Below are 17,077 nucleotides of genomic sequence, written 5' to 3' on the forward strand. Positions count from 1 at the left end.
TCAAAAACTTCGCCCGCCGATTTCGGGGCAAGGACTCAACCTGGCGACACGTCAGAATCGTCTTCCCATTCGCGCCGACATGGGGTTTTGTAGCGGCATGTTTTCCCCCTCGTCCGCGAGCCGTTCGCCGGACGAAGCAAGCGTGCGCGCAAGCGCCCCACATCCGCGAAGAGCCCGAAATGTCCGACAAGAAAAGCATCAAGAAAGTCGTCCTCGCCTATTCCGGCGGCTTGGACACGTCGATCATCCTGAAATGGCTGCAAGTCACCTATGGCTGCGAGGTCGTGACCTTCACCGCCGATCTCGGACAGGGCGAAGAGCTGGAACCGGCGCGCCGCAAGGCAGAATTGCTGGGCATCAAGCAGATCTACATCGAGGATCTGCGCGAAGAGTTCGTGCGCGACTATGTGTTCCCGATGTTCCGCGCGAACGCGGTCTATGAGGGGATTTACCTGCTCGGCACCTCAATCGCGCGGCCGCTCATCGCGAAGCGCCAGATCGAGATCGCGCATGAGACGGGCGCGGACGCTGTCTGCCACGGCGCAACCGGCAAGGGCAACGACCAGGTGCGCTTCGAACTGTCCTATTATTCGCTCGATCCCAATATCTCGGTGGTGGCTCCGTGGCGCGAGTGGGATTTCAAGTCCCGCACGGCGCTGATCGACTTCGCCGAAAAGAACCAGATCCTCGTGACGAAGGACAAGCGCGGCGACGCCCCCTTCTCGGTGGACGCGAACCTGCTGCACACCTCGTCCGAGGGCAAGCTTCTCGAAGACCCGGCCATCGAGGCGCCCGATTACGTCTATCAGCGGACCGTTTCGCCCGAGGATGCGCCGAATACGCCCGAAATCATCGAAGTCGGCTTCGAGAAGGGCGACGCCGTCTCCATCAACGGCGAGAAGCTTTCGCCCGCAACGCTGCTCACGAAACTCAATGAGCTGGGCCGCAAGCACGGCATCGGCCGCCTCGACCTCGTCGAGAACCGCTTTGTCGGCATGAAATCGCGCGGCATCTACGAGACGCCCGGCGGCACGATTCTGCTTCAGGCGCATCGCGGCATCGAGAGCATCACGCTCGACCGTGGCGCGGCTCATCTGAAGGACGAGATGATGCCGAAATACGCCGAGCTGATCTATAACGGCTTCTGGTTCTCGCCCGAACGCGAGATGCTGCAGGCCGCCATCGACAAGAGCCAGGAGTTCGTAACCGGCACTGTGCGGCTTAAGCTCTACAAGGGCGCGGCGCATGTCATCGGGCGCGAAAGCCCGTTCTCGCTCTATAATCAGGAGCTTGTGACGTTCGAGGAAGGCGCGGTGGCGTACGATCAGCGCGACGCGGCGGGCTTCATCAAGCTGAACGCGCTGCGGCTCAGGCTCACCGGGGCGCGGAAGAACAAGAGCGCGCTCTAAATCTCAAGATGGCGGTGGCCTTCCTGGCCGCCGCCGTGCAGCAAAAGAAGCAAGCGGTGCGTCAGATGACCCGCGCCGCGCCAAGCATTTCAAACGGCAGATGCTTCAGTGCGCTGATTTTCGCAACGGTGGCGAAATCGGCGTCGTTATGCAGAAGCGTCATGCCGTTTTCGATGGCGATCGCCGCGATGCAGCAAGTCGGCGCGCCCGGAACGGGTAGTCCTTCGCGCCGGAGGTCGAAAGCAAGTCGCGCGGCCAAGGCCCACGTATCCATGCCGGCCTCGACGTAATCCTGATCGGCAAGATAATCGGCCAGCTTGAGCCACTCCACCTCATCGCGCGCACCGGCGAGAAGCTCCGTCTGCGTGAAGCGCGTCAGGTAGTAGTCGCGACCTTCGAGCACGGCCTGGAGCGCGCGCGATACGGTGCCCGTGCGATCACGGAAAAGAGCGACGAGCGTGCTGGTGTCAATCAGCATCGTAGCGCGTGTGCCGGAAGCCGGTGTGATCGAAATGGGCGTCGAAATCGATCTTTCCGGCCAACTCGAAAAGATTTTTCTTCTTCTTCGCCTTCAGGAACTCCCGCATCGCGAGATGCACGGCTTCCTTTTTCGTTTTAACGTTTGCGACGCGCATGACTTCGTCGATAAGCGTGTCGTCGAGATCGATATTTGTCCGCATGAGCCCCCACCGCGCGAATCACTTTGCCCTTGTGTAATGTACACCCGCGCATACACAAAAGAAGTGGTTTGCTAATTTGTGAGGCGAATCAAGCCGCGCCGAAGATCTCGATCAGGCGCCCGCACAACCAAAATTCTCCCTCGACGATCATGCCGGGTTCGAGAGGCTGCCGGAGGATGGCGTCGTCGGCGACGAGGTCGAAGGTGCCGCCCGCCGTCCCTATCACGGCCCAGGTGAATTCCTGGCCGGTAACGGGGTTCTGGCGGCGTTCCGTCTTCTGCACCTCGCCCGTCAGGAAGGCGCGAGCGGGGGCGCGGAAGTCTTCCGCCTCCGGGTCAAGGAACACGATCTCGCTATCGCCGCCGCCGGTGAAAAGGCCGCTTGCGAGGAACGAGCGCGGCGTGAATTTCACGTCCTTGTCGGCCTGCGTGGCCTCGAAGGCGGCTTCGTTTTCGTAAACGGCCAGTTCGTGAGGGAAGGCAACGATCTGCGCGATGGCCATGAACGGCACGCGCTTCCCGGCAAAGCGAGCGAAATCGACCACGTCGATCAGCGCGATGGTCGGCCCGAGTTCCACATAGAACGCCCCCTCGAACAGATTGTCGTCCGGGCGCTGCCGCAAAGCGCGAACGCGAATGGGCGTGCGCCCTTCGCCCTCGAAAAACGGCGTGATGCCAACGGCGATATAAGGATCGGGATCGTTCTCGGCCGCCTTCTGCATGTGAACCCAGAGTTCGGGCCCAACGGGAAGCCTCAGCCTGTGATAATAGCCGACGGGGCAAGGCTCCTTGTCGCCGCCTTGTTCAAGGAGGCTGCTGACGAGCGCCGACAGATCTTCGGCCGAAGCCGCCTTGAAACCGATAAGACTGAAGTGATCCGCCATCACCTCATCTCCTTCCCGCTGCCCATGGAAGCGGTCCGCGCCGAAAGGCGCGAACCTCCGCAGTGTAAGACGGTTCCGCCCGTCGAGACGGATGCGCGCCGATCAGCGCTACGCCGAAAGCCGCTTCAGTTCGCCGACGATGGCCTCGCCCATTTCCGCCGTCCCGATCTTCGTCTTGCCGTCCTGCATGATGTCCGGGGTGCGAAGCCCCTTCGCGAGCACGCCAGCGATGGCCGCATCGAGGAGGTCCGCCTCCTTGCCGAGGTCGAAGGAATAGCGCAACGCCATGCCAAGGCTTCCGATCGTGGCGATGGGGTTGGCGACGCCCTTGCCCGCGATGTCGGGCGCGGAGCCATGCACCGGCTCGTAAAGCGCCGGGCGCCTGCCGCTCGCGTCCTTCGCGCCGAGCGAGGCGGAAGGAAGCATGCCGAGCGAACCGGTCGACATCGCCGCGAGGTCGGACAGAACGTCGCCGAAGAGGTTATCGGTCACGATCGTGTCGAACTGCTTCGGCCACTTCACAAGCTGCATCGCGCAATTGTCCGCGAGAACGTGCGTCAGCTCGATATCCTTGTAGTCTTCGTGAACGCGGGTCACGACGGACTTCCAGAGCACGCCCGTGCGCATCACGTTGTGCTTCTCGACCGAAGCGAGCCGCTTGCCGCGCGCCCGCGCCAGATCGAAGGCGACGCGCGCGATGCGCTCGATCTCGTGCTCGTAATAGAGCTGCGAGTCCACTGCGCGACGCTCGCCGTTTTCCAGTGTGACGATTTCCTTCGGCTCGCCGAAATAGACGCCGCCCGTCAGCTCGCGCACGATCATGAGGTCGAGCCCCTCGACCACCTCGCGCTTCAGGCTCGACGCCTCGGTCAGCGCAGGATAGCAGATCGCGGGACGGAGATTGGCGAACAGCTTCATGTCCTTGCGGAGGCGGAGAAGGCCAGCCTCCGGGCGCTGGGCATAGGGCACGTTCGCCCATTTCGGGCCGCCGACCGCGCCGAGGATCACGGCGTCTGCCGCATGCGCCTTGTCCATCGCGGCATCGGAAATGGCCTCGCCATGCGCGTCATACGCGCAGCCGCCGACCAGATCCGTCTCATATTCGAATTGTGCACGCCCGCTCTCGTTGAGCCACGCGAGAACCCGTTCGACTTCGGCCATCACTTCGGGGCCGATCCCGTCGCCGGGCAGAAGAAGCAGTTTTTTCTTTGTCATGTACCAAACACGCTATGTCATACCGCCAGCCGTGGCTGACCAGTCTCATGGTGGTTAAATCACACACTGTGGCGCGAATCACGCTTTCCGTCTCCGCTCTGCACAATTTTGTGGTGACGGGATGAGGCGACTTCGCGTTCGATCCCCCGTTTGAAGCCTGACTTGCGCGAGCCTTGCAATCAACAGATGTTTACACCCGAAAACTGCTGCTTTTAATTGCATTCGCCGCTTTTAGAGCAGATTTTACTCGACGCGCACCCTTAGGCGCGTGCGGGGAACGATGCAGTTCTGGCAACGCAGCAAAATGGAGCCCCTCCGGCTCGTGCAGGCTATCGGCAGTCGCCACAAGGGAGGCGCTCAGCGCTTCACGATGCGCCTTGTCGAAGCCATGGAGGCCGATGGCGTGCAGCATGGCGTGCTCGTCAAGCGCGGCGGCTGGACCGAAGCTGAACTCGGCAAGACGAATGTGAAAATTCACAGCCTGCCCTTCGGCGGGGCGCTCGATCTCGTCACCCCGATCCGATATCCGCGCATCCTGAAACAGGCCCGCGCAAACCTCGTGCTGACGCATCTCGAACGCGCGACCAAGCGCACGCCCCGCGGGCCTTGGGTGCATGTCGCCCGCCTCGGCGGGTATTATGCGTTGGAGGACTACGCGCGCTGCGACTACCTCATCGGCAACACACCGGGGTGCCTCGATTATTTCCGCAGCGGCGGCTGGAGCGACGATCGCATCTTTTACATCCCGAATTTCGTACCTGAACTGGAACTCGGCGTGAACAAGGCGCGCCGCTCCGACTACGATACGCCGGACGACGCGCCGCTGATCGTATGGACCGGCCGCATGGAGCACGAGAAGGGGCCGGATCTCGTCGTCCGCGCGCTGGCGGAGGTGCCGGGCGCGTATCTCTGGATGGCGGGCGCGGGCCGCTTCGAGGCGGAGCTTCGCGCGCTTGCGGCCGAGCTTCAGTTGAATGACCGCATCCGCTTCCTTGGCTGGCAGGACAATGTGCATCCGTTCCTTGCGGCGGCGGACATCTTCGTGTGCGCCTCGCGTTTCGAGGTGTTCGGTAATGTCGTGCTGGAAGGCTGGTCGCACCGGCTGCCGGTGGTGGCGGTGCGCTCACCGGGGCCGGAACATCTCATCCGCCACGGCGAGACGGGGCTGCTGGTGCCGAACGAAGACCCGGCCGCGATGGCCGCTGCGTTCCGCGAGGTGCTCGGAGACCGCGATTTCGCGGCTCGGCTGGCTGCGGCGGGCAAGGAAGAGGCCATGACGACCTATTCCGAAGCCACCATCATGGCGCAGTATCGCGCGCTGTTCGACGAACTCCTGGCGAGGGGCGTCGTCGGAAAACGCGTGGCTGCGTAAACTCGTCCGAATGCTCGATCAGGAAAATCGGATTGGCCTGCCAGCTCCGGGCGGACGCTCTTCGAGCGAGACGATATCTGTTTCGCTCGAAATGCTCAGGGAAGCCGCGCCGGGGAAAGAGGATGTTCGCCGCCCTCGAACGTGTCGAGCCCCGCGTCGCCGAGCAGGTGCCCGGCCTTGTCGCGCTTCGCAGCGAGATACTTCACATTGTGCGCCGTCGGCCGTGTCAGGACGCGGTGCGTCGACAAGACATCGAGCCCGCCATCGCGCAGCGCCTTGATCTTGAGCGGGTTGTTCGTCATCAGCCGCACGGACGTGAAGCCCAGCAGCCTCAGCATGTCCGCAGCGAAATCGAAGCGGCGCTGATCCTGCCCAAAGCCCAGAAGCTCGTCGGCATCGTAGGTGTCGAACCCCTGATCCTGTAGCCGGTAGGCGCGGATCTTGTTCGCGATGCCGTTGCCGCGCCCTTCCTGATCGAGGTAGAGCACCGCGCCTCCGCCCTGTTCGGCCATCGCGCGCACCGTGCCGCGCAGCTGCTCGCCGCAGTCGCATTTTAGACTGCCGAACAGATCGCCCGTGAGGCAGGCGGAATGAATGCGCACCGACACGGGCTTGCCCGGCGTGGGATTGCCGACAAGGATGGCAATCTGATCGCGAAACCCGTCGCCGCCGCGAAACACGACGAACTCGCAGCTTCCGGCGCCTTCAAGCGGCACAAACGCACGCGAAACGATCTTGAGCGCCTTCGCCTCGCGGTCGCGGAAACCAAAGATATCTTCAGCGTCGACGGCCAGGAGCGAAAACGCGTCCCGCGCATTCGCGCTCGCGTCAGCGACGAGCACAGCGGGCAGGAGAAGCGCGAGGTTCGCCAGCGCAAGCGCGGCCACCTCGGCACGGTCGGCGGCGCGAAAACTCTCGTTCGCCGCAGCCGTCACGCGCTCATCGTGGCCGAAATACGCATCAAGCGCCTCCATTGTGAAGGGCTCGAGCCTGAGCGCCGCAACGGGCCTGATCCACTTGCCCGCCGACAGGATCTTTTCGCCCGGCACGATGACACGCGGCTTGCCGTCGCCTCGCTGCAGGAACGCCAGCGCGGCTTCGGTTGCGCCATCCACCGGAAACGCAACGATGGCGCCGCTTCCCGACCGGACCACCACGGGGCGCGCCGCGCGAAACTCCGCTATCGCGCGTTCGACGGCAATCTGCCGGGCGTCGCCAAAAGGAGAAGGGGGATTAGCGCTTTCCATGGCCTATCCTGTCCAAGCCGTCGAATCCGCAGACGCAATGCCGCGCATCCCGAACGGAAGCAAACCAAGCCTCACGCGCAAGTGCGGAGGCGTATGATGGTGAATGGGAACCCTGCGCCGAATGCCGCGCGCAAGATCCGACGCACGATTTCGATCGGCGTGCCCTTCGGTAAAGGTCGCCCTTCCGACCGAAAAGCGCAAGCGTCCCGACGCGAGCGCCTGTCTCGGCGCCGAAAGCGGCACATCGGCTGCACGGAAGAGCGCAAGCGCGGGCTGATCTGTTTTGTCTCATGCAACAGTATTACATAAGCGGCATTGCCTCGCTTTGGAAGCTTTGCCATGCCGCGTCACGCATTTTTTATGAGCGCGGTTTACGCAACCTTTACGCTGTGCCGCCGGTGGGCCACGCGTTGAACGCGTAGATAACCGCGAGAATGAAGGTGCCGAACGCGATGCGGTAATACGCGAAGGGCGCGAAGCCGATCCGCGTCACGATGGCAAGGAACGGCTTGACCACCAGTATGGCCGCGATAAAGGCCGCGATGAAGCCCACGGCGATCACCCCGGCATCGCCGGTTGAAAGCTCGTGCCGGTTCTTGAAAGCGTCGTAGACGAAGGCGCCCGCCATGGTCGGGATCGACAGGAAGAACGAAAATTCCGCCGCCGCGCGCCGCTCAAGGCCGAGCAGCAGACCGGCGATAATGGTCGCGCCGGAGCGCGACACGCCTGGAACGAGCGCAAGCGCCTGCCCGCAGCCGACGAGAAAACTCGTCTTGAGCGGGACATTGTCGGCCTCCTTGTAGAGCACGCGCTTTTGCGTTTCCTCGGCGATGAGGATGACAATTCCGCCGACGATGAGCGCGACCGCCACGACGACCGGCGAGAAGAGCACGGATTTGATGAAGCCGTGAAGAGTTGCCCCGAGCACCAGCGCGGGCAAGAAAGCGACGAGGATCGAAAGCGCAAATCGTCGCGCGGCCGGGTCAGTCGGGAGGCCGAACAAGGTGCCGAAAAGCTTTCGGAAGTAGAGGATGATCAGCGCGAGTATGGCGCCAAGCTGTATCATCACCTCGAAGGTCTTGCCGGGAGGCCCCTTGAAGCCGAGAAGATCGCCGAAGACGATCAGATGGCCTGTTGAGGAGACGGGCAGAAACTCGGTCAGCCCCTCTATGACACCTAGCACTGCCGCTTGAATATAAATATCCACCTTGTGGCCCCGCTTGTCCCACCGCGAAGCGGTTTAGGCGCGCGGCGTCGGTGGCGCAACCCCGATGGACAGGAGAACACGCATGTTCGCAAGGAATTTCACCCGGCGGGGCACCATGGCCGCACTCGCGGGCGGTGCAGCGGCATTCGCCACGCAAGGGCGGAGCGCCGTCGCAGCGCCCGCCGCGCCCGCGGGGCTCGTGGTCCTCACGGTCGGCGGCCTCGTCGGCGCGCCGAACCGCCCGCCTTTGGAGCAGAAGCGCGACCGCCTGTTTTACAGCAACAACATCGACTTCAAGGAGGCGCGCGCCTTTTCCTACGGCGATCTCCTCCAGTTTTCGCAAGTCATCGTAACGAGCCTCGACGAAGCCGGCATTGCCCATGTCTACAAGGGCCCGCTGCTCCATGATGTTCTGGCGACCGCCTTGCCTCCCGTCGAGGCGAAGACGGCGCGCCTCTCCGCGCTCGACGGTTTCGCGGCAGAACTCTCTCTCGACACGGTCTATTCCGAGCGCTGGGTTCTTGCGCTCGAAGCGGACGGCAACGCCTTCGACCTCGGCGGTTTCGGTCCGATCTATCTCGTGCGGGAACTTCCGGCTGGCACCAGGAGGACGGAGGAAGAGGAGGCGCGCTGGGTTTTCGCCCTTTATTATATCGAGCTATTGGCTTGACAACCCGGCTTCAGCTTTGAAGATGCGCGAACTTGAATTTTGGCGCGGCTGGAGCGGGACATGACGAAGTCGTTTCTTGGCATCATAGGCGGATCTGGGCTTTACGATCTGCCGGGACTGGAAAACAAGCGCAAGGTGAAGGTGCCGTCGCCGTGGGGCGAGCCGTCCTCCGACGTGCATCTCGGCGAGATCGGCGGCCTTTCGGTCGCATTTCTGCCGCGCCATGGCGCCGGTCATGTTCAGTCGCCCTCGTCCATCAACTACCGCGCCAACATCGACGTGCTGAAGCGCATCGGCGTGACCGATCTCATTTCGGTTTCGGCCTGCGGGTCTTTCAAGGAGGAACTGCCGCCCGGACATTTTGTGCTGGTGGACCAGTTCATCGACCGCACCTTCGCCCGTGAAAAGTCTTTCTTCGGCGAGGGCTGCGTTGCGCATGTGCCAATGGCCGATCCCGTGAGCCCGCGCCTTGCGGATCATATCGAAGCGGCGGCCAAGGCCGAAGGCATAGCCCACACGCGCGGCGGCACCTATCTCGTGATGGAAGGCCCGCAATTCTCGACGCGCGCCGAGTCCTACATGTACAAGGCGTGGGGATGCAGCGTCATCGGCATGACCAACATGCCGGAAGCGAAACTCGCCCGCGAGGCCGAGCTTTGCTATGCCACCATCGCCATGGTGACCGACTTCGACTGCTGGCACGAAGAGCACGAAGACGTCGACATGACGGCGATCATCCGCATCATGAAGGACAATTCCGAGAAGGCGAGCCGTCTCGTTGCGCGTCTCGCCGCCGACTTCCCGCGCGAGCACGAACCTTGCCCCATCGGCTCCGACCGCGCGCTCGAACATGCCATCGTCACGTCGCGAGATGCACGCGATCCGGCACTGCTTGCGAAGCTCGACGCTGTCGCGGGGCGCGTGCTCAACCGGTAGCACGTCACCTTGGACCCAACTCTATCGGGCGCGCCGGGCCGCTTGCGGCTTGGCGCGCATGCAGGATCGGCAAACGCGAACGCCGGTTCGAGCGGATCGTTGCTTAAGCGTATCCGCTTTTGATCGGATCGGAAGCGCACTTAATCTTGTCTTGTCGCGCGTCTTGTCGGAAGCCGCTTCACACTTTCCCGACGCGCTCCAGGCAGGAATCCGAAGCGCCGATCATGTGGCGCCCCAGCGAAAGCCACACTTATCGCACCCGGGCCAGATGATCCGTGACGACGGCGAGAAACGCGTCGCCATACTGGTCGAGCTTGGCGGCGCCTACGCCATGCACCATCGCCATCTGATCGCGCGTCTGAGGCTTAAGGTGCACCATGTCGAGCAGGGTTTTATCGGGGAATATCACATAAGCGGGCACCTGCTTGTCCGTCGCAAGCGTACGTCGTATCGCTTTCAAGGCTTCGAGCAAGCTTGTGTCAGAGGCCGACAAGGCAACGGCGTTTCCGCCCGCCGCCGAACCAGAGCGGGAAGGCGATTTCTGTCCCCGCTCCACGAGCGCTTCTTTCCTGAGTTCGACCGCAGCCTTGCCGCGCAAGACATCCCGCCCATGCGCGGTGATGGTCCAGGAGCCATATCCGGCAACATCGAGATTGATGACGCCGCCTGCGTAAAGCTGGCGAAAAATCGCCCGCCATGCCGATGCACCGATATCGCTGCCGACCCCGAATGTCGGCAAATCATGATGGCCGAGTTGTGTGATGCGATCCGTCTGCTGGCCGCGCAGCAGAGCGATCAGATGCTCCGTTCCGAACCGTTCGCCCGTGCGCGCAATCGCGGAAAGCGCCTTTTGCGCGAGGATCGTGCCGTCCACGAGTTCGACACCCTCGATGCACAGGTCGCAATTGCCGCAAGGTTCGGCGCTCTCGCCGAAATAGGCGAGGAGCGTCTGCCGTCGGCAACGCGGGGCCTCGCATAGCGCGACAAGTGCATCGAGCCTTCGGCGTTCGACGCGCTTCTGCTCGTCCGGCGCCTCGCTATCCTCGATCTGCTGGCGGCGGAGGCGCATGTCGTCGAGGCCGTAGAGCGTCAGCGTGGAGGCGGCCAGGCCGTCGCGTCCCGCGCGCCCGATCTCCTGATAATAAGCCTCTATCGATTTGGGCAGATTGGCATGGGCGACGAAGCGGACATCCGGCTTGTCAATGCCCATCCCGAAGGCAACAGTCGCCACCATGACAAGGCCGTCTTCCTGCAGGAACCGGTCCTGGGTCTGCGATCGTGCCGCGCTATCCATGCCGGCATGGTAGGCGAGCGCCGGGATGCCTTTCCCGCTCAGGAACGCCGCCAGATCCTCGGTTTGCCTTCTCGCGCTGCAATAGACGATGCCGCTTTCGCCTGTGTGGTCGGCAATGAACTCCGTCAGCTGACGGCGAGCGTCGCTCTTCGCGCGCATGGCAAGGCGCAGGTTCGGCCTGTCGAAGCCGTGGACGAAGACCGCGGGCTCACGCACGAAAAGACGGCTCAGGATGTCGGCGCGCGTGGCGGTGTCGGCCGTCGCCGTGAGCGCAAGAATTTGAACGCCGGTCAGCGCCGCCGCCACTTCTCCCAGATTGAGATAATCGGGTCGGAAGTCATGGCCCCACTGGGAAACGCAATGAGCCTCGTCGATGGCAAGGAGGCTGACCCCCGCTCGCTGGAGCATCGCTTTCGTATCGCCGAGCGCCAGTCTTTCGGGAGAGACGTAAAGCAGGCGCAAGCGGCGATTTGCGATGGCATCGATGAGAGAGGCGGTTTCTTCGCGGCTGTTTGAAGAATTGAGAGCGCCCGCCGCAATCCCGTAGGCCTGCAATTGCGCAACCTGATTGCGCATCAGCGCAATGAGCGGCGAGACGACGACGGTCAGTCCTTCTCTCATCAAGGCGGGCAACTGATAGCAGAGCGACTTGCCGCCGCCTGTCGGCATCACGGCGAGGACATCGCTACCATTCAGGACGGCGCTGATGACATCATCCTGGCCAGCCCGGAAATCCGCGAACCCGAAGGTCTTGCGCAGGCAGTCCCGCGCTCTGTTCAAATCACCCATGTCCGCGATTTACACGGACTTGGCGCGGCTTGGAAAGGATTGGTTGGCAAGGGCCTTGCGCTCCCCCGGGTGTTCGCCTTCAGGCGCAAAGACTTCAGCGACTTCCTAGTGGTCCGTTTCCGACATTTGCATCCGTTTGCAGCACGCTTGCGAGCAAATGTCGGAATCGAAAGGACCACTAGCAACATCATGATTCTCGTGGAGCTTTTGAATTTGACATTTGAGCGAGAGCTCGCAGCCACCGGGATTCAAATGTCAAATTCGCTCCACTAGAACGTTCGCACGTCGTTCGCAGACGGTCTCGTCTGGGCATTTTACGGCGAGGCGTCGGGGAGAAGCCTCATGTTTTGTGATCACAGCTTGTTTGCGTTCCGTACCGGCCTTCCTGCGGAATGCAAGCGCTGCGAAACCGGTGCTTAAGGTATTGTATTCAATGGCGATCCCGGGAGTACGAATAAACTTCAATGAAAACAACGTGCTAACCCGTGCATTAGGCCCCAATCGTGCAGTATGATGCATGGCGGTGCAAGAAGAAGTGAAACCCAAATACCAAAACTGAAACCGGGCGCGGCGATCCGCGCCCCTTTTTGCTCGCGTTCACACCATTTTTGTTTTTGTCACTTGGAAGGTTGAACAAAGCAACCGAATAAATGAAATTTACGGCTTGCCCGGTCGTCGCATGAGCGAGCGACGGCGGATGACACCCAATTAGAGTATGGAACTCATCACACGCCCGAGAGGGCGATGACGGAGCGTGAGCCGATGGGCACACTAAAAGAAAAGGCCTCGACCGATGGCGACGGTCGAAGTCTTGCTAATCCTTCTGACGTGGCAGTAAGAATTTATCATTCGGATGACACTGCTGCAAGCGCTTGCGAGCCGGTTATGTTCGAAATGGCGGAGGAAAACTGCATGCAGAGCCAAGGATTGATCAAAGGTCTACTGCCGGAAAGCCCGCTGTCGCTTTTAGTCGGCGAAAGTCAGACTGGAAAAAGTGGCATTGCCATTGAGATGGCTGCGTGCGTATCTTCTGGTTTTCCCTTTCTTGGGCTTGAGGTGTCGCAGACGCCTGTCGTCTATCTCGTCGGCGAAGGCAGCCGAGACAAGTTCATGAACCGGGTAACGGCCGTGCGTCGGCGGTTCGAGACGGAGCGCAGAGGGCAAATGCAAGCGGCCTTCCTGCACGGGCATTTCGATCTTGTTCGTAACGTCGGTAGCGTCGTCGATGCGGCGTATTCATGCGCCAGCGCGCTCCGTGGGCGGTACGGCAAGCGGGCGGGTCTTGTCATTGTCGACACCTTGTCGAGCATGAGCCTCGGCACGCCCGAGAACACGCCGGAAGGGATGGGCGCGATCCTCGCCGGGCTGGGCCGGCTTTCGAGCAGCCTTGACGCTTCGGTGCTCGCTCTACATCACCCCGCACTCGGCAATAAAAAGGACGGCCCGAAGAGACTTCCTCGCGGACATGGTTCGCTTTACGCGCTATGCGACGCTTGCCTTTACGCAGATGGCAAAGTGCTGAGTATCGTCAAAACGCGCGACGATGACCCCAGCCTCGTGCTGGGCTACAAGCGGCGGACGGTCTACCTTGCTCGCTCGTCGACATATGTTGTCGATTTGGACGAAACGGCAGCAACGGCGAAACCCAGCAATGTGTCCAATGACATGAAGGTCTATTCTGAACTCGTCGGTAACCCGAACTATCGCAATCTCCGCGAGATTGCCGTCCGTGTTGGCCTCGCACCTGGCAGCGTCTCAAATGCCCTCGGACGCCTCGCGAACGAAGGGTATGTCCGCAAGACCGGCGAAGGAAAGAAGGCGCGTTTCGAACCCCTCGCGCGCGTGGCATTGCCGCTTGCCGCATGATGGCTTTGTTCAGGGCATGAACAACGCTAAAAAATTGAAATATCGAGGCATTATTGTCTATTGTTCGATTATTTATCCCCTTTACTAAGGGGATAGGTATGAACAAGGCAAAGCGCCTTAAACAATCCGGGAACATCGGACAGGGGCGCGCTCGAACGCGCCCCTTCTGAGACGCCTTCGAAGGTCATAACGCGCGAGTTTGAAATCCTTGCGCGGCCCCGTCACCCTCAAGCGCACGTGGCGGGCGCGCGCCACGGCCCGAACAAGCGCGAGAACAACCCCCTGCGCGGTGGCGCGGTCAGCGTGGGTGCATCTGTTGCGGGGGCAGTAGAACGTCACGCCATCGCCGGCCCGCCGTTCGGCCGCCCGCTGACGCCGGCTCCCTCCCTCGCCCCATCGCCGCCCTGCATCTCCCGCAGCAGCGTCTCCAAACCACGCCGCGCAGGTCGGCGGCGTTGCCGAGGGAAGTTGCGATCACGGTTTGCGTGCTCCCAGCCGAGGCTTTGCACCATGATTTCCGTCGCGCGCCGAGCCAGCGGCCCGGCCTCGGCAAACCGAAGGCAAACTTGTGGCTCGGCCCCAAACGGCGAACCTCCATCGACTTTGCTGAAGCGCATTCGAGCAGAGCAGTGCGACGCACCTATTTTCGCGTACGCACCTGCGGCAAAGCAGCTTTGGAACCTGATGCCGTCTCCTTGGAGATCCCAAGACAATCCCACCTTTGACGGCGCTTACTCTAAACGCGGCTCCACATGAAATAGACGTTTCGTTAAGGCGCCGTGTCCTCCTTTTTCTCCCCGATTGCAATAACCGGCGGCGCGCTCAACGATAACCTTGGTTCGGCGGGATCAAGACGAAGCGCCGCCTCCTTGGACACCCAGCGCCAATGCCCATCCTGAAGCAGCTTCTGCACCATCCCACCCTTCTCGGCGGCGCCGCGTAGCAAGTCCGCGAACTCTGCATCGGTTTCGTCCACTGCCTCATGCCGCATGACGAGCATATCGGCGCCTTGCTCCACGGCTCTTTCCCTCAGCGCCCGGTGCATGTCCGTGTCGCTGGGCGTGAATTTCACTAGGCCATGCATGAACTCAAGCAACTCATTCAGTTTCGCGCCCGCCGCCAGCTGAAACCCAGCCGCCTCCGCTTTCACCGCAATTGCGGCCGTAACCGTCTTAAGAAGTGCCTTGCCGTTGCGTCTAAGATACCCGCCTAGCTTGGTGTCGACTGGAATGTCGACATACGCCTCCGGCACGGGCCGGTGCTCCCATTCGCACCAAACGGTCATGCGAACGACCGACGGGCGCAACGCGGCTCCCAATATGGGTTTCGGATCGTCCAGGTCGAAATCGAGCGGCTGAAGGTGATAGAGGCGCGGCGGGCGCGGCGCGGTTGTCGCGGCAATAAGAAAATTGAGACATTGCTTAACGTCGGCGTTGTTCTCCAGCAGCCCGCCAAGCTCCTGCTGAACCTGATCGAGAATATTCAACTTGCGATCCAGCTTTTCAAACCCGTCGTTGATCTCGCGGCCAAGCTTGTCGGCCCATTCCGGCGCCTTGGGCGGCCGGACGCCCCGCAGCATCTGGGATACGCTGTGCTCGTGCCCCTCCGCGCACATTGCCTCCGCGCTTGCGCCCTTATCGTCTTCGATCCTGCGAAGCGTGTTCACTTTGTGCCGCTCGTCGCAGCCATCCTCGGGGCACGGCACCAAAAACGTGTACAAACCCTTGTCCGAATTGCGTGCGGCGGCCCAGCGCTCGCGGATCACCTCCTCGATCACGGCGCGCATCTTGCTCATCAGGTCGCCATGGTAGCGACCGCGCGTCTCGATCCGAAGCAACCTCGCTCTGGGAAGCGTGATCAAAGCCTCCGTCCCGTCGATTGGGTCGCGGAGAAACAGCCCCTCCTGCCAGAACCATTCGCGCCTAACGAAGTAGTAGTTTGAACGCTGCGTTATGACGGCGATAAGCCCCGGAATGATATCGAGATCGTGCTCGTCGTCATATTCGGTACCGAATTGGCAATATTGCACCAGCGGACGATGCGAGAATTGGTCCGCGCTGCGATTGTGATCGCCGTTTAGATCGTCCCAAGGCAGGTCTGGCTGATCGCTTGGCGCCAACTCGGGGATGAACCACTCGTCGTCGGTGATCGCATAGCTCAGCCCATGCCGGATCATGAGCCGCAGCAGAAGATCGTGCTTGTCCCGCGGATAGCCCTTCCAGATATGCGCAAGCCGGTCGCGATGCAAAAAGCCGGCCCGGTTGCGCGCCGGGCGCTCAGCGTCTGGCAACGTCGCAATCGCTTCTGGCGCTTCGCAGCGATCGCGCCGGACAGCGGCGAACGCCTTCATCAGCCACTCGGCATCCAGCACGACAATGTCCCGCAACTTCGGATCGCCGCCATAATTCACAAGCCGCCCTTGGCGTGCAAGCATACCGAGCAGACTGCGAACGGCGCCGCCATTCACCCCGCAAGCGGCGCAATCGGCCTCGAAATCCGCGAAGTCGATATGGGTTGTCTTGCGGGCGAGCACCTTGTTTCGAGCTTCAACCCATTTGCTGGGCAGTTCGACGTTGTAACGCCCATGCACGTCATTGGCTTCGGCATAGAGGCGCGCCTTCAAGTCCTCTATGTGGTAAGGGGGATCGGCGCTGTCGATTTCGAGAATGCCCGGCAAGAGCATCTCGGGAAAAGCTCTGTCGAGGCGCGCTATATCCTGCTGCTTGAACAGATGCGGCCAGGATTTGCCGCCTTCGAAGCAGTGGGTGGCGATCATCAAGACTTTGACGTTTCCCGCTCGCTTGTTCACAAGGCTCAGCCAACGCCTCACATTGCTGGCGTCGACGTTGAAGCGGCGGTTCCAGAGGAACACATACAGGGCTTGCGCGGTAAAGAAGAATTGCTGAGTGCTGCGGTAATCTTCCTGCCCACCGAAATCCCAGACGTTCAGATGCAGCGTGTGGCCACCGCCATCCGGTGGTTCGAGGTCATAGCAGCCGATTTCGAGGCCAAGGGTTTCCGGCCGGTCTGGAATAAACTCGTTGTCGGTTAGTCGGTGCAGCAGAGAAGTCTTGCCGGCTTTGCCTTCGCCAACCAACACCGTCTTCACCTCGTTGCACGGTATCGGGCCTTCCGCCAAACCGTTGAGAAAATCCAGCACGGCATCGCCATCGGCGGCGAGGCCGCTGGGCAGGGACGGTAACGGATTACCCGCCACGGTGAAGCGCGGCCTTCCTTGAGTGTCTTTGCCACGCAAGTCAAGGTCTGCAAGACAAAGGGGCAGGCTGACGAGCGGGTTGTTGTCGAGCGAAAGCCACTGCAAGGCGGTGAGCCGGCCGATGACGTCGGGCAGGCTGACGAGCTGGTTGTTGTCGAGCGAAAGCGTCTGCAAGGCGGTGAGCCGGCCGATGGCGTCGGGCAGGCTGACGAGCTGGTTGTTGTCGAGCGAAAGCGTCTGCAAGGCGGTGAGCCGGCCGATGGCGTCGGGCAGGCTGACGAGCTGGTTGTTG

13 protein-coding genes are annotated in these 17,077 nt (G+C 61.7%); 5 read left to right on the forward strand and 8 right to left on the reverse strand.

Annotated features, from left to right (window positions below):
• Window positions 1–179: 179 nt before the first annotated feature.
• Window positions 180–1,409 (forward strand): argininosuccinate synthase, encoded by a 1,230-nt coding sequence (locus tag QM659_RS10765; protein WP_127078452.1) that lies wholly within the window; start codon window positions 180–182, stop codon window positions 1,407–1,409.
• A 61-nt stretch (window positions 1,410–1,470) separates the two neighbouring features.
• Here the strand turns inward: QM659_RS10765 and QM659_RS10770 are convergent, their stop codons facing one another.
• The 4 genes from QM659_RS10770 to leuB all read right to left on the reverse strand — a co-directional run bounded on the left by QM659_RS10770 (window position 1,471) and on the right by leuB (window position 4,187).
• Window positions 1,471–1,887 (reverse strand): PIN domain-containing protein, encoded by a 417-nt coding sequence (locus QM659_RS10770; RefSeq protein WP_303482516.1) that lies wholly within the window; start codon window positions 1,885–1,887, stop codon window positions 1,471–1,473.
• On the reverse strand, window positions 1,877–2,089 hold the full coding sequence (locus QM659_RS10775) for a type II toxin-antitoxin system VapB family antitoxin (RefSeq protein ID WP_127078448.1): 213 nt from the start codon (window positions 2,087–2,089) through the stop codon (window positions 1,877–1,879). Before QM659_RS10775 ends, QM659_RS10770 begins: the two co-directional genes overlap by 11 nt.
• A gap of 88 nt (window positions 2,090–2,177) precedes the next feature.
• Entirely contained in the window at window positions 2,178–2,972 is a 795-nt protein-coding gene (locus QM659_RS10780; protein ID WP_303482520.1) for a hypothetical protein, read from the reverse strand.
• 108 nt (window positions 2,973–3,080) lie between these two features.
• A complete protein-coding gene (gene leuB, locus QM659_RS10785; protein ID WP_415188429.1) occupies window positions 3,081–4,187 on the reverse strand; it encodes a 3-isopropylmalate dehydrogenase in 1,107 nt (368 codons plus the stop codon).
• A gap of 304 nt (window positions 4,188–4,491) precedes the next feature.
• On the opposite strand from leuB, the gene QM659_RS10790 reads away from it, so the two are divergent.
• Window positions 4,492–5,559 carry a glycosyltransferase gene (locus QM659_RS10790; RefSeq protein WP_415188430.1) on the forward strand — a complete coding sequence of 356 codons (1,068 nt, stop codon included), beginning with the start codon at window positions 4,492–4,494 and terminating at the stop codon, window positions 5,557–5,559.
• Window positions 5,560–5,654: 95 nt separating this feature from the next.
• Here QM659_RS10790 and ribA read toward each other — a convergent pair whose 3' ends face one another.
• Both ribA and QM659_RS10800 read right to left on the reverse strand, forming a co-directional pair.
• Window positions 5,655–6,806: a GTP cyclohydrolase II RibA gene (gene ribA / locus QM659_RS10795; protein WP_415188431.1), complete on the reverse strand. Its 1,152-nt coding sequence runs from the start codon at window positions 6,804–6,806 to the stop codon at window positions 5,655–5,657.
• Between the two features lie 382 nt (window positions 6,807–7,188).
• Window positions 7,189–8,013, reverse strand: a complete 825-nt coding sequence (locus QM659_RS10800; protein ID WP_415188432.1) for an undecaprenyl-diphosphate phosphatase — start codon at window positions 8,011–8,013, stop codon at window positions 7,189–7,191.
• Window positions 8,014–8,095: 82 nt separating this feature from the next.
• On the opposite strand from QM659_RS10800, the gene QM659_RS10805 reads away from it, so the two are divergent.
• Both QM659_RS10805 and QM659_RS10810 read left to right on the forward strand, forming a co-directional pair.
• Complete coding sequence (locus QM659_RS10805) at window positions 8,096–8,683, forward strand: hypothetical protein (RefSeq protein WP_415188433.1); 588 nt, start codon at window positions 8,096–8,098, stop codon at window positions 8,681–8,683.
• Window positions 8,684–8,743: 60 nt separating this feature from the next.
• Window positions 8,744–9,619, forward strand: coding sequence for an S-methyl-5'-thioadenosine phosphorylase (locus QM659_RS10810; protein ID WP_415188434.1), 876 nt, complete (start codon window positions 8,744–8,746; stop codon window positions 9,617–9,619).
• Window positions 9,620–9,869: 250 nt separating this feature from the next.
• On the opposite strand, the gene recQ is transcribed toward QM659_RS10810, so the two are convergent.
• Window positions 9,870–11,702: a DNA helicase RecQ gene (gene recQ / locus QM659_RS10815; RefSeq protein WP_415188435.1), complete on the reverse strand. Its 1,833-nt coding sequence runs from the start codon at window positions 11,700–11,702 to the stop codon at window positions 9,870–9,872.
• A gap of 744 nt (window positions 11,703–12,446) precedes the next feature.
• Here recQ and QM659_RS10820 point away from each other — a divergent pair.
• Window positions 12,447–13,568, forward strand: coding sequence for an AAA family ATPase (locus tag QM659_RS10820; protein WP_415188436.1), 1,122 nt, complete (start codon window positions 12,447–12,449; stop codon window positions 13,566–13,568).
• Window positions 13,569–14,337: 769 nt separating this feature from the next.
• Here QM659_RS10820 and QM659_RS10825 read toward each other — a convergent pair.
• On the reverse strand, window positions 14,338–17,077 hold a 2,740-nt coding region (locus tag QM659_RS10825; protein WP_415188437.1), incomplete at its 5' end, for a COR domain-containing protein.

Origin of the sequence: Rhodomicrobium sp. (assembly GCF_047605405.1) — a bacterium.
GTDB classification, from domain to species: Bacteria; Pseudomonadota; Alphaproteobacteria; order Rhizobiales; family Rhodomicrobiaceae; genus Rhodomicrobium; species Rhodomicrobium lacus.

Excerpts from the sequence above, each read along its gene's own strand:
- QM659_RS10775 (WP_127078448.1), bottom strand. The coding sequence starts at position 2,089 with ATGCGGACAAATATCGATCTCGACGACACGCTTATCGACGAAGTCATG.
- QM659_RS10770 (WP_303482516.1), bottom strand. The coding sequence starts at position 1,887 with ATGCTGATTGACACCAGCACGCTCGTCGCTCTTTTCCGTGATCGCACG.
- QM659_RS10765 (WP_127078452.1), top strand. The coding sequence starts at position 180 with ATGTCCGACAAGAAAAGCATCAAGAAAGTCGTCCTCGCCTATTCCGGC.
- recQ (WP_415188435.1), bottom strand. The coding sequence starts at position 11,702 with ATGGGTGATTTGAACAGAGCGCGGGACTGCCTGCGCAAGACCTTCGGG.
- QM659_RS10810 (WP_415188434.1), top strand. The coding sequence starts at position 8,744 with ATGACGAAGTCGTTTCTTGGCATCATAGGCGGATCTGGGCTTTACGAT.
- QM659_RS10790 (WP_415188430.1), top strand. The coding sequence starts at position 4,492 with ATGGAGCCCCTCCGGCTCGTGCAGGCTATCGGCAGTCGCCACAAGGGA.
- leuB (WP_415188429.1), bottom strand. The coding sequence starts at position 4,187 with ATGACAAAGAAAAAACTGCTTCTTCTGCCCGGCGACGGGATCGGCCCC.
- ribA (WP_415188431.1), bottom strand. The coding sequence starts at position 6,806 with ATGGAAAGCGCTAATCCCCCTTCTCCTTTTGGCGACGCCCGGCAGATT.
- QM659_RS10780 (WP_303482520.1), bottom strand. The coding sequence starts at position 2,972 with ATGGCGGATCACTTCAGTCTTATCGGTTTCAAGGCGGCTTCGGCCGAA.
- QM659_RS10805 (WP_415188433.1), top strand. The coding sequence starts at position 8,096 with ATGTTCGCAAGGAATTTCACCCGGCGGGGCACCATGGCCGCACTCGCG.
- QM659_RS10820 (WP_415188436.1), top strand. The coding sequence starts at position 12,447 with ATGACGGAGCGTGAGCCGATGGGCACACTAAAAGAAAAGGCCTCGACC.